The 13,036-nt window shown below is 38.5% G+C and carries 11 protein-coding genes and 1 tRNA gene; 11 read left to right on the forward strand and 1 reads right to left on the reverse strand.

The genetic code is table 11. The features are described 5' to 3' along the window. The first annotated feature begins 10 nt into the window (after positions 1 to 10). The 9 genes from trpCF to truB all read left to right on the forward strand — a co-directional run bounded on the left by trpCF (position 11) and on the right by truB (position 9,935). Positions 11 to 1,402, forward strand: a complete 1,392-nt coding sequence (gene trpCF / locus J3U74_RS01950; protein WP_324099769.1) for a bifunctional indole-3-glycerol-phosphate synthase TrpC/phosphoribosylanthranilate isomerase TrpF — start codon at positions 11 to 13, stop codon at positions 1,400 to 1,402. Positions 1,403 to 1,415: 13 nt separating this feature from the next. Beyond that, positions 1,416 to 2,609: a tryptophan synthase subunit beta gene (gene trpB / locus J3U74_RS01955; protein ID WP_255556117.1), complete on the forward strand. Its 1,194-nt coding sequence runs from the start codon at positions 1,416 to 1,418 to the stop codon at positions 2,607 to 2,609. Then, positions 2,606 to 3,412, forward strand: coding sequence for a tryptophan synthase subunit alpha (trpA, locus tag J3U74_RS01960; RefSeq protein WP_267329792.1), 807 nt, complete (start codon positions 2,606 to 2,608; stop codon positions 3,410 to 3,412). Before trpB ends, trpA begins: the two co-directional genes overlap by 4 nt. Before the next feature lie 207 nt (positions 3,413 to 3,619). Next, positions 3,620 to 3,696 (forward strand) — tRNA-Met (locus J3U74_RS01965). A gap of 189 nt (positions 3,697 to 3,885) precedes the next feature. Beyond that, positions 3,886 to 4,347 (forward strand): ribosome maturation factor RimP, encoded by a 462-nt coding sequence (gene rimP / locus J3U74_RS01970; RefSeq protein WP_220217799.1) that lies wholly within the window; start codon positions 3,886 to 3,888, stop codon positions 4,345 to 4,347. 16 nt (positions 4,348 to 4,363) lie between these two features. Beyond that, positions 4,364 to 5,839 (forward strand): transcription termination factor NusA, encoded by a 1,476-nt coding sequence (gene nusA / locus J3U74_RS01975; RefSeq protein WP_267329793.1) that lies wholly within the window; start codon positions 4,364 to 4,366, stop codon positions 5,837 to 5,839. Between the two features lie 17 nt (positions 5,840 to 5,856). Further along, entirely contained in the window at positions 5,857 to 8,517 is a 2,661-nt protein-coding gene (infB, locus tag J3U74_RS01980; RefSeq protein ID WP_220217797.1) for a translation initiation factor IF-2, read from the forward strand. 66 nt (positions 8,518 to 8,583) lie between these two features. Continuing rightward, complete coding sequence (gene rbfA / locus J3U74_RS01985) at positions 8,584 to 8,961, forward strand: 30S ribosome-binding factor RbfA (protein ID WP_220217796.1); 378 nt, start codon at positions 8,584 to 8,586, stop codon at positions 8,959 to 8,961. 71 nt (positions 8,962 to 9,032) lie between these two features. Continuing rightward, positions 9,033 to 9,935 carry a tRNA pseudouridine(55) synthase TruB gene (gene truB / locus J3U74_RS01990; RefSeq protein ID WP_267329794.1) on the forward strand — a complete coding sequence of 301 codons (903 nt, stop codon included), beginning with the start codon at positions 9,033 to 9,035 and terminating at the stop codon, positions 9,933 to 9,935. 40 nt (positions 9,936 to 9,975) lie between these two features. Here truB and J3U74_RS01995 read toward each other — a convergent pair whose 3' ends face one another. After that, positions 9,976 to 11,025 carry a LacI family DNA-binding transcriptional regulator gene (locus J3U74_RS01995; RefSeq protein ID WP_267329795.1) on the reverse strand — a complete coding sequence of 350 codons (1,050 nt, stop codon included), beginning with the start codon at positions 11,023 to 11,025 and terminating at the stop codon, positions 9,976 to 9,978. A 178-nt stretch (positions 11,026 to 11,203) separates the two neighbouring features. Between J3U74_RS01995 and J3U74_RS02000 the strand changes: the two genes are divergently transcribed. After that, positions 11,204 to 12,223: an aspartate-semialdehyde dehydrogenase gene (locus J3U74_RS02000; protein WP_220217793.1), complete on the forward strand. Its 1,020-nt coding sequence runs from the start codon at positions 11,204 to 11,206 to the stop codon at positions 12,221 to 12,223. Continuing rightward, the gene (truA, locus tag J3U74_RS02005) at positions 12,210 to 13,001 is read left to right on the forward strand and encodes a tRNA pseudouridine(38-40) synthase TruA (protein WP_267329796.1); all 792 of its coding nucleotides are present in this window, start codon (positions 12,210 to 12,212) and stop codon (positions 12,999 to 13,001) included. Before J3U74_RS02000 ends, truA begins: the two co-directional genes overlap by 14 nt. The last annotated feature ends 35 nt before the right edge of the window (positions 13,002 to 13,036 follow it).

Consider the following 13,036-nt stretch of genomic DNA (forward strand, 5'->3'; position numbering starts at 1 on the left):
GGAGAGTGTTATGGCAATTGCAGCATTGACCAAAAATGTTGAAATGGCGACGGTATTAAAAAAGATCATCGATGATAAACAGGTATGGTTAACCGAGCAACAAGCAATAAAGCCGTTAGAAACATTTAAATCGGCTATAAAACCGAGCGATCGTGATTTTTATCAAGCATTAAGTCAGCCTAAAACTGTGTTTATTTTAGAGTGCAAAAAAGCGTCGCCGTCTAAAGGATTGATTCGTGATGATTTTGATCCCGCTAATATTGCTAAAGTTTATAAAGATTATGCTTCGGCTATTTCGGTGCTAACAGATGAAAAATATTTTCAGGGTAGTTTTGAGTTTTTGCCAATAGTCCGCAATGAAGTAACTCAACCCGTTCTTTGTAAAGACTTTATTATCGATGAATACCAAATCTATTTAGCCCGTCATTATCAAGCCGATGCAATTTTATTAATGTTGTCTGTTTTATCTGATGATGAGTATCGTTATTTAAGTGAAATTGCGCATCAACTCAATATGGGGATATTAACTGAGGCAAGTTGCGAACAAGAGGTCGAACGGGCAATTGCGCTTGGTGCTAAGGTGATTGGAATCAATAATCGGAATTTGCGTGATTTGAGTGTTGATCTAAATCGGGTAAAAACTCTCGCTAAAACTATTCCTGATGATCGTATTATTATCAGCGAATCGGGTATTTACACGCATAATCAAGTCAAGGAATTAAGTGCCTATGCCCATGGTTTTTTGATTGGTAGTGCCTTAATGTCTGAATCAAATTTAACATTAGCGATTAGAAAAGTAATGTTTGGTGAAAATAAAGTATGCGGTTTAACCCGAGCTGAAGATGCTGTCGCTGCTTATCAGTCGGGTGCGGTATATGGTGGTTTAATTTTTGCACCTACATCACCACGCTATATTTCACCAATAAAAGCTCGTTCTGTCATCGCAGCAGCACCACTTAATTGGGTTGGGGTCTTTAAAAACGAGAGCGTTAGTCAAGTTAGCCAAATATCCCAGCAGTTATCGCTTTATGCTGTTCAGTTGCATGGTGGTGAAGATGATAACTATCTACAAGCTTTACGCCAACAACTGCCTCAATCGTGCCAAATTTGGCAGGCAATAAGCATTAGTAGCGTGATTCCTCAGCATCATAATCCTTTGGTGAGTCGCTATATTTTTGATAATGGTGCGGGTGGAACAGGTGAGTGTTTTGATTGGTCTTTGTTAAATGGTCACAATTTAGATAATGTGATTTTAGCAGGTGGCATTAATCCTCAAAATATAAAATCTGCCTTAGCAACAAATGTCATTGGTGTTGATCTTAACTCTGGTGTAGAAGCGTCACCCGGCATTAAAGACAAACAAAAAATTACAGCCGTATTTGAACAAATTAAATTAAATTAAAAAAGGAATTGTTATGTCTAAATTAAATCCTTACTTTGGTGAATTTGGTGGGCAATATGTTCCCCAAATATTAATGCCAGTGCTTGAGCAACTTGAGGATGCCTTTATATCAGCAATTAATGATCCCGGTTTCCAAAAAGAGTTTAATGATCTTTTAGTAAATTATGCCGGTCGGCCTACTGCACTGACCTTATGTAAAAATTTAACTGCCGGCAGTAAAACTAAACTTTATTTAAAGCGAGAAGATCTGGTGCATGGTGGGGCGCATAAAACAAATCAAGTTTTAGGGCAGGCGTTACTGGCTAAAAGAATGGGAAAAACGGAAATTATTGCCGAAACGGGCGCAGGACAACATGGCGTGGCTTCAGCTTTGGCTTGTGCTTTACTGGGCTTAAAGTGTCGAATTTACATGGGTGCAAAAGATGTAAAACGTCAAGCGCCTAATGTGTTTAGAATGCGATTAATGGGGGCGACAGTGATTCCGGTTGAAACTGGCTCTGCGACGTTAAAAGATGCCTGTAATGAGGCTTTGCGTGACTGGTCTGGCAGCTACGAAAAAGCACACTATATGTTAGGTACTGCCGCAGGCCCACACCCTTTCCCAACTATTGTACGTGAATTTCAGCAAATGATTAGCCGTGAAGCAAAACAGCAAATCCTTGAAAAAGAAGGGCGGTTACCTGATGCGGTTATTGCTTGTGTTGGCGGTGGCTCGAATGCTATAGGCATGTTTGCGAATTTTATCGAAGATAAATCGGTTAGATTAATTGGTGTAGAGCCGGGTGGTCATGGTATTGAAAGTGGCGAACATGGTGCATCGTTAAAACATGGAAAACTGGGTATCTACTTTGGAATGAAATCCCCAATGATGCAAACAGATGAAGGGCAAATTGAAGAATCATACTCGATTTCAGCCGGTTTGGATTTTCCGTCTGTCGGGCCACAGCATGCTTATTTAGATAGTATTGGCCGAGCAGATTATGTGTCGATTACTGATGATGAAGCTTTAGATGCGTTCAAAGCATTATCACGTAGTGAAGGTATTATTCCGGCGTTAGAATCGTCTCATGCATTAGCTTATGCACTTAAGATGATCAAAGAAAATCCAAATAAAGAGCAATTATTGATTGTCAATCTCTCTGGTCGAGGGGATAAAGATATCTTTACTGTTTATGATATTTTAAAAGCAAAAGGAGAAGTCGAATGAACCGTTATCAAAAACTATTTGATAAATTAAAACAAGATAAAAGAGGTGCATTTGTTCCTTTTGTGCCAGTTGGCGATCCTAATCCTGAGCTTTCATTAAAAATTATACAGACTCTAATCGATGCCGGCGCGGATGCGTTGGAGCTAGGAATACCATTTTCTGATCCTATGGCCGATGGACCAACCATTCAAAATTCCAATATTCGGGCTTTTCATGGTGGAATCACTGTGGATAAATGTTTTGCTATATTAACTCAAATCAGAAAAGATAATGCCGATATTCCTATCGGGCTATTGATTTATGCAAATTTAGTTTTCAAACAAGGCATTGATAACTTCTATGCCAAATGCGCCCAAGCAGGTGTCGACTCAGTTTTAATTGCTGATTTACCGGTGGAATATGCTTCAGAATTCACTCAGTATGCAGAAAAACATGGCATTGCCCCAATATTTATCTGTCCACCGAATGCTGATGATGAAGTCATGAAAAAAATTGCCCAACAAGGTAAGGGTTATACTTATTTAGTATCTCGTGCTGGTGTGACCGGAACAGAAAACAGAGCCAATAAACCGCTCACCCATTTATTAAAAAAATTGGTTGAATTTAATGCACCGCCGGCTATACAAGGATTTGGTATCTCCGATCCTAGTCAAGTAAGCGAAGCGATTCAATCCGGTGCAGCAGGCGCCATTGCCGGCTCAGCTACTGTAAAACTAATTGAGAAAAACTTAGATAATCCTGAAAAAATGCTTGATGAGTTAGCCCACTTTGTTAAAAGTATGAAAATGGCAACCGCTCAGTAGTTTTTTAGCGAATTGGTCAGCTATGCCTGCTGACTTGAAAAGTGGAAAATAGCACCCATAATGAGATTCAGATATTGTTCAGTTATGGTTAAAATAGCAACAAAATTTGGGGTGATATTTTTCACTTAGTTTAAGCGTAATTACCAAAATCACTGTGATTTTGGGTTGCATTTTTTGGAAAATACAGTATAATCTTCAGCCATCTATCGCGGGGTGGAGCAGCTTGGTAGCTCGTCGGGCTCATAACCCGAAGGTCGTTGGTTCAAATCCAGCCCCCGCAACCACTTTAAATTTTCATTCATATATTAACTATCCTATTATTGTCTGAAAGTTCATATCAAGTGGCTTCATTATAGTTTGTTTTGAATGTAGCCTCGCTTGTCGAGGCTTTTTTGTATGTAATAATTTAAGCGTAAGTTTAAAAGGAATGTTGGGCTTTATGCCCTTTTTTATTTTCTGCAGTGGAGGTTTGTTTGGCTAATATAGAACAGCAATTGACCGATATCATTCAAGAACCAGTCAATGCACTTGGTTTTGAACTGGTCGGTATTGAATACATTCGTGGCCGTTACCCAGTGTTACGAGTTTATATTGATAGTGAAAATGGTATTACTGTTGATGATTGTGCTGATGTTAGTCGACAAATTAGCGCAGTACTTGATGTCGAAGATCCTATCAAAGATGCCTACAATCTTGAAGTGTCATCGCCGGGTATGGATAGACCACTGTTTACAATTGAACATTATCAACGTTTTATCGGCGAAGAAATCACGGTTAGTTTGCGTATTGCAGTTGCAAATCGTCGTAAGTGGAAAGGACGAATTAAGTCTATCGAAAATGAAATGATTACATTGACCGTGGATGGTAGTGATGAAGTATTTGCTTTTAGTAATATTCAAAAAGCAAATATTGTACCGAATTTTAACCTTAAATAGAGTACGGGTGTAAAGGATGAATAAAGAAATTTTAGCTGTTGTTGAAGCGGTATCAAATGAAAAAGCACTAACGCGAGACAAAATTTTTGAAGCGCTAGAGACAGCATTAGCGACAGCAACCAAAAAGAAACATGCGGTAGATATTGATGTTGTTGTTAAAATTGATCACAAAACAGGTGATTATGACACGTTTCGCCGTTGGCAAGTGGTTAATGAAGTCACACAACCGACTAAAGAAATGACACTCGAAGCTGCGCAGTATGAAGACCCAACAGTGCAAGTTGGTGACTATGTGCAGGAACAAATTGAGTCTGTAGCATTTGACCGTATAACAACGCAAACGGCTAAACAAGTCATCGTACAAAAAGTCCGTGAAGCTGAACGTGCAATGGTAATTGACATGTTCAGAAATCGAATTGGTGATATTGTTACAGGTATAGTTAAAAAGACAAATCGCGATAGCGTTATTCTTGATTTAGGTAACAATGCTGATGCTATGATGTCACGTCATGATATGTTACCACGTGAAAATTTCCGAATTGGTGACCGTGTTCGAGGTATTTTATATCTTGTTGAACAAGATAATAAGCCAGCCCAACTTTGTGTGAGCCGTTCTAATCCTCAAATGATGGAAGAACTTTTCCGCATCGAAGTGCCAGAAATTGGCGAAGAGATGATCGATATTAAAGGTGTGGCACGTGATCCTGGTTCGCGCGCTAAAATCGCTGTTAGCAGCAATGATCGCCGTATCGATCCGGTTGGTGCTTGTGTTGGGATGCGTGGTGCACGTGTTCAAGCGGTATCAAATGAGTTTGGTGGTGAGCGTATCGATATCGTTTTATGGGATGATAACCCGGCACAGTATGTCATTAATGCTATGGCACCTGCTGATGTTGTGTCTATCGTTGTTGATGAAGATAAACATACCATGGATGTTGCAGTCAATGCTGATACATTGCCACAAGCCATTGGTCGTAATGGTCAAAACATTCGTTTAGCTTCACAACTTACCGGTTGGACATTAAATGTGATGAGCACTGAAGATTTGCAAGAAAAACATCATGCAGAATCGTTTGCCGCTATCAGTAATTTAATGAAACATTTAGATATTGACGAAGGTTTAGCCCAACTTTTAGTAGAAGAAGGCTTTACCTCGTTAGAAGAACTTGCTTATGTGCCAGTTGATGAGTTACTTGAAATTGAAGAACTTGATGAAGAGCTGGTTGAAGCATTAAGAAACCGAGCAAAAGATGCACTAACAACTATTGCGCTTGCTCATAGTGGTGATAAAAGACCTGCTCAAGATTTATTAGATCTACCAGGTATGACACAAGAATTAGCCTATCAATTAGCCCAACATGATGTTATTACGTTGGAAGATTTAGCTGAACAAGGTACAGATGATCTTGCTGATATTGAAGGTTTAACAAGCAAACAAGCTGGCGATTTTATTATGGCTGCACGTAATATTTGTTGGTTTGCAAATGAATAATTGAGGGAAAGTAATACATGACCAAAGTATCAATCGAAACACTGGCTCAAGAAATAAATACTCCAGTGCAAACACTTTTGCAACAGTTTGCCGATGCAGGGATGAAAAAAACTGCATCTGATACTGTTACTCAAAAGGAAAAAGAGGCTTTGCTTGCGCACTTAAATCCTCAGCAAGGCCCAACTAAATTAACGTTGCAACGTAAAACGCATTCCACTTTGAATGTGTCAAGTGGCGGTGGAAAGAGTAAAGAAATTAAAGTAGAAGTACGTAAAAAACGCACTTTTGTTAAACGTGACCCTGCTGAACTTGCTGCCGAGCAAGAAAAGGCTCGCCTTGAAGCTGAACAAAAAGCAAAACAAGAAGCGGAATTAAAAGCACGCAAAGAAGCTGAAGAAAAAGAAAAGCTAGCCGCACAAGAGGCGAAAAAGCGTGAAGAAGCAGAAGCTAAAAAACGCAGTCAGGAACAAAAAGCGAAAGTAGCACAAGAACAGCCAATTGATCCGAAAGTGAAAAAAGCACAAGAAGAAAAAGCACGTTTAGAAGCCGAAGCGAACGAAATCAAACGTAAAGCCGAGGAAGAAAATCGTCGTAAGCTCGAAGAAGAAGCTAAACGTATGGCTGAAGAAGCACGTAAATTAGCTGAGCAATATAGTGATGTTGAGGAAAGTGATAATGGTGATGAAGAAGATTATCATGTCACCACTTCTAAATATGCACGTGCGGCAGAAGATGATACCGATCGCGAAGTTGAAAGTGCTCGTGGCCGTGGTCGCAATACCAAGCAAACTAAACAGAAAAAAGGCAGTAAATTATCTGAAGGCAAAGCTGAGCGTGAAGAAGCTCGTGCGGTTACTCGTGGTAATAATAAAAAGAAAGGGAAAAGCACTTTACAACAAGGCTTTAATAAACCCGTTCAAGCTGTCAATCGTGATGTCATTATTGGTGAAACCATTACCGTTGCTGAACTTGCTAACAAAATGGCCGTAAAAGGTTCCGAAGTGATCAAAACTATGATGAAAATGGGTGCTATGGCAACTATCAATCAAGTTATTGATCAAGAAACCGCACAATTAGTTGCGGAAGAAATGGGACATAAAGTGGTTCTGCGTCGTGAAAATGAGCTTGAAGAATCATTGATGAGCGATCGTGATACAGGTGCTGAAAAAGTATCTCGTGCGCCGGTTGTGACAATTATGGGTCACGTTGACCATGGTAAGACCTCATTGCTTGACTATATCCGAAAAGCTAAAGTGGCATCTGGCGAAGCTGGTGGTATTACCCAGCACATTGGTGCTTATCATGTTAAAACAGCCAATGGCGAAATTACCTTTTTAGATACACCAGGCCATGCCGCATTTACTTCAATGCGTGCTCGTGGTGCAAAAGCAACTGATATTGTGGTATTAGTTGTCGCTGCTGACGATGGTGTGATGCCACAAACTATTGAGGCTATTCAACATGCGAAAGCTGCCAATGTACCTATCGTTGTTGCCGTAAACAAAATTGATAAGCCTGAAGCTGATCCGGAAAGAGTAAAAGGCGAACTTGCTCAATATGGCGTTATGTCAGAAGATTGGGGCGGCGATACGCAATTTGTCCATGTTTCGGCTAAAGCTGGAACAGGTATTGACCAGTTACTTGAAGCAATCTTATTGCAAGCCGAAGTTCTTGAGCTAACTGCATATGAATCAGGTATGGCAAGTGGTGTTGTAATCGAATCTTTCCTTGATAAAGGTCGTGGTTCTGTGGCAACGGTGCTTGTTCAATCCGGTACGTTACGCAAAGGTGATATTGTTCTTTGTGGATTTGAATATGGACGTATTCGTGCAATGCGTAATGAACTAGGTAAAGAAGTTACCGAAGCTGGACCATCTATTCCTGTTGAAATACTAGGTCTATCTGGTGTACCGTCTGCCGGTGATGAAGCAACTGTTGTTCGTGATGAGAAAAAAGCGCGTGAAGTTGCCCTTTATCGTCAAGGTAAATTCCGTGATGTTAAATTAGCTCGCCAACAAAAAGCGAAACTGGAAAACATGTTTACTAACATGACCGAAGGTGACGTTTCTGAGCTTAACATCGTACTTAAAGCCGACGTTCAAGGCTCAGTTGAAGCGATTTCTGATTCATTACTTAAACTTTCAACCGATGAAGTTAAAGTTAAAATTATTGGTTCAGGCGTAGGTGGGATCACCGAAACCGACGCATCACTTGCTGCTGCATCAAACGCCATTATTTTAGGATTTAACGTTCGTGCCGATGCATCAGCACGTAAAGTTGTTGAATCTGAAAACTTGGATCTTCGTTATTACTCTGTTATTTATGATTTGATTGACGAAGTGAAACAAGCAATGAGCGGTATGCTTGCGCCAGAATACAAACAAGAAATTATTGGTCTTGCTGAAGTGCGTGATGTGTTTAAATCACCTAAATTTGGTGCGATTGCTGGTTGTATGGTAACTGAAGGTGTCGTTAAACGTCATAACCCTATTCGTGTATTACGTGACAACGTGGTTATCTATGAAGGCGAACTTGAGTCACTACGTCGCTTTAAAGATGATGTCAATGAAGTCCGTAATGGTATGGAATGTGGTATTGGGGTACGTAACTATAACGATGTTCGTGTTGGCGATACTATCGAAGTATTTGAAACTATCGAAATCAAGCGTACGATTTAATCATTACGCTATCATGTTATAAGCAAGGTTTACGCCTTGCTTATTCATATTTTAAGGAATATAGATATGGCAAAAACTTTTAATCGCTCATCTCGGGTAGGACATGAATTGCAAAAAGAGATTGCAATTATTCTTCAACGAGAAATCAAAGATCCTCGTTTAGGTATGGTAACTGTATCTGGCGTAGATATCTCTCGTGATCTCTCCTATGCTAAGATTTTTGTGACTTTTTTGAATGATGACGATCCTCAGGTTATTGAGCAAGGTTTAAAGGTTCTAAATGATGCTAAAGGATACATTCGGTCATTAATTGGCAAAGCAATGCGTTTACGAATTATTCCTGAGATTAAGTTTTTTTATGATGAATCACTTGTTAAAGGTATGCAGATGTCGAATTTGGTATCTGATGTGATCAAACAAGACAATGAACGTCATAAAGATTAACCGTTAAAGTATAGAATCTGAATTTTGTCAAAAGATTTCAGATTTACTATACGTTTCAGTATAAAAATAACATGAAAAATATAAAAAACACTCGCCGTGATCTTCACGGCGTTTTATTGTTAGACAAATCGCAAGGTATGACATCGAACGATGCTTTGCAAAAAGTGAAACGACTGTTGAATGCTAAAAAAGCCGGGCATACTGGTGCACTCGATCCTTTAGCAACTGGCATGTTGCCGATCTGTTTTGGTGAAGCAACTAAATTTTCTCAATATCTATTAGATTCAGATAAACGTTATAAAGTCATTGCTAAATTAGGTGAACGAACTGATACATCTGATGCTGACGGGCAGATTATTTGTACTAAACCGGTGTTAATCGATCAAGCACAAATCGAACAGGCGCTGACTCATTTTCGTGGTGATATTTTACAAGTTCCGACGATGTTTTCGGCCTTGAAGTATCAAGGTAAACCGCTTTATGAATATGCTCGCCAAGGCATTGTGATTGAACGTGAAGCAAGGCCTATTACGGTTTATGAAAATCAATTTATTGAATTTGACGCAACGACTAACCAGTTAACGTTAGAAATACATTGCTCTAAAGGGACTTATATTCGAACGATTATTGATGATTTAGGTGAATTACTCGGCTGTGGTGCACATGTGATTTATTTAAGACGATTACAAGTTTCTAATTATCCTCTTGATAAAATGGTGACACTCGAGGCACTGGAAAATATAGTCGACAAAGATCAATTACTCTTGCCAGTTGATAGCCCATTGCAAGATCGCCCTAAGATTACATTAAACGCTGCGCAAGGGAGTGATATATTACTCGGTCGAACTATTATTATAGATAATAATACGTCAGTTGAAACATTGGTGAGGATTTATCAAGACAATCATTTTATTGGTGCCGGTATTTGGCAGTTCAATAAATTGTCTCCAAAACGGTTAATATCGACATCTTAGTTTCTTAAGCTGTTTATTATCTTGCTATTTGCATATTTATTTAGTGTATAAATATTTTTTCGGTATCAATAATATGGCATTGCTGCGGTGATGCTATATTTTTTTTGATCGTTTCACACATTAGCAACGCAGCTTTTTCGCCCATTTTCAATAATGGTTTATTGATTCTACTTAATGTATCTAATTCATTATATTGCAACTCTTTAAAATGACTTATATAAGTTATAGCCAAAGGTTTTGCCAATTGAGATTGGCTCTCCTTTGCTTGATGTAATGCGCCAAAAACGGCACGATAATTTGATAGATAATTTTGGTTATGAATATATTTTTTATCCAGATAGTTCAGACTGAGCATATCATCACAAATAATAGCAGTAGGCGGATTGGTACTGTTAAGCAACGATTTTATCGCTAATCGGCCGTGTTCATAAGTAAAACAGTCTTGAATCAGATAATTAGGATCAAATGAGATATTACCCCGATATAAAGCCTGTTGATAGCCTTGCAAAAGTAAACTCGTATTAAATTTGTTTTTATCATTAACCAAAATAGCGATTTTTTTATGATAATGATTAATCAAATATTGGGTGAGCTGATAACCTATCATTAAATGATCAAAGTAAACACATGAAAAATCACGGACAAAGTGGTTAATGAAAATGATAGGTGGTAACGCTTTTTTAAATGGATATAAATTTTCTAAATAGGGTGCATCATTAATAATAATAATCCCGGCAAACGCGTGTTGAGTTATATATTGTACTAAGTGATAAATATCTGCCTTACCATAATAAGAAAATCTTAAATACTCAAGTTGGTAATTTTCTTTTTGTAATAGGCTTTCTAAGCCAAAATTTATTAAACTTTTACTGATAAGCTGGTTATCAAGTATGAGTATTTTATTACTTTTAATCTCAGTTGTTTGAGCGGTAATGCGGTTAGATGCATCAATATTTAACTCTGCTATTGCTTGGTAAACTCGTGATTGTGTCTGAGCTGATGTGATGCTCGGCGTTCTTAAAACTCGAGAAACAGAAGCAATCGATAGACTTGCTTTTTTAGCAATAGCCGATAAAGTGACTTTGGACATGATAGATTGTTTAGATTGTTTTTTATACCTATTACTTTAATAATGATTTGTTTTTTTGTAATGTTTGGAAAATTATTTTTTCGATCTTTGTTCCAAAATATTGGCACATCTTTTTTCCATTATCTTTAGTAATATAGTGGTATAATTACCACAAATTTTTTTTAATTTAGGTTTGATTATGTCTGCATGGAACATTGCCATTGTTGGGGCGACAGGACAAGTTGGTTCTGCGCTAATAGCGTTACTACAACAACGTAGTAGCCAAAACAATAGTTTTGAAATTGAAAATCTTTATGTCGTCGGTAGCGATAATAGCGCTGGCGAAATTATCCGTTTTGCGGGTAAAAATCTAACGGTTATTGATAGTGCGCAAATGGACTTTAGCCAATGCCATTTTGCCTTTTTTGTGGCTGGTAGTAAAACCAGTGAAAAATATGCACAAATTGCAGCAGAGTCAGGCTGTATAGTTATTGATGCCAGTGGTTATTTTGCTCAGCAAGATCATATTCCATTAGTGGTACCTAAAGTTAATAATAGTGTGTTAACTGAATACCGTAATGAAAATATTGTTGCTGTTGCCAGTGCAACAGTATGCCAACTTTTACGCTGCGTAGCATCGTTAACTGAGATTGAATTATTGACCAATCTGCATGCGACCAGTTTTATTCCTGCTTCGCTTTATGGTAAACCAGGTGTCGATGAACTTGCCGGACAAAGTGCTCGTTTGTTAAATGGTATGCCAGTTGATAATGAGTTATTTGACAAGCAACTCGCTTTCAATTTATTGCCTGTATCGCATGAGCATCAGGATTTAATGTTAGGTGAGAAAACACAAGTTGATCAAATTCGTAAAGTACTGAGTAACTATGATTTACCTGTTTCGATTGAGTCAGTTATCGTGCCAGTGTTTTATGGATTAGCACAAGCGATTAACGTTTCAAGCAGTTTACCTATTGAGTTAGATGTCGCTCGTTTTAATGAGTTTGGCGTAGAAGTGCAAGAAGATAATTTACCTACGCCAGTAACTGAGGTCAGTCCGGAATCTGAAGATCATTTGGCGATTAAAATTGCAAACTTAAGGCATAGCTACGGTCATTATGAACAAATTCAATTTTGGTCTGTGGCCGATAATGTACGTTATTTAGGTGCATTAATGCTAATTGAGACGCTTGAGATACTGATTAATGACTATCTCTAAAATTGCACTTGGTATACAGTACGACGGAAGTCACTATTTTGGTTGGCAACGCCAGCAGTCTGTAGATTCAGTTCAAGCAAGATTGGAGTCGGCTTTATCTGTTGTCGCTAATGAACCTATCTCGGTTTTTTGTGCTGGACGAACTGATGCCGGTGTTCATGCTACCGGGCAAGTTATTCACTTTGAAACACAAGCGCAGCGTTCAGATAGTGCTTGGACAATGGGGGTAAATTCTCATTTACCCGCCAATATTGCAGTACGTTGGGCACTGCCGGTTGAAGCAAGTTTTCATGCGCGTTTTAGTGCGACAGCCCGACGTTATCGGTACGTGATTTATAATCATCGTTACCGACCAGCGATTTTGGCTAAAGGTATATCACATTACCATTTACCGTTGAATGAAAATTTAATGCATCAGGCGGCTCAATATTTACTGGGTGAAAATGATTTTTCATCGTTTAGAGCTGCTCAGTGTCAATCTTTAACACCTTGGCGTAATATTCATCATATCGAAGTTAGTCGACAAGGCGAATATGTAATTGTCGACATTAAAGCTAATGCTTTTGTTCATCATATGGTGCGAAATATTGTTGGTAGTTTGTTAGAAGTAGGGGCGGGTAATCAACCTCCACAATGGATTGATGATTTATTAAAAGCGAAAGATCGAACGCAAGCTGCTGCTACGGCTAAACCCGAAGGGTTGTATTTAGTACAAGTGGACTATCCATTAGAATATCAAATACCGAAATGTGATTTAGGACCGTTATTTTTACAGTAAGCTTACTGGCTTAATACGAATTAAATTTAAACAAA

The organism is Gilliamella sp. B3892 (assembly GCF_026536305.1).
In the GTDB taxonomy this organism is placed as follows: Bacteria; Pseudomonadota; Gammaproteobacteria; order Enterobacterales; family Orbaceae; genus Gilliamella.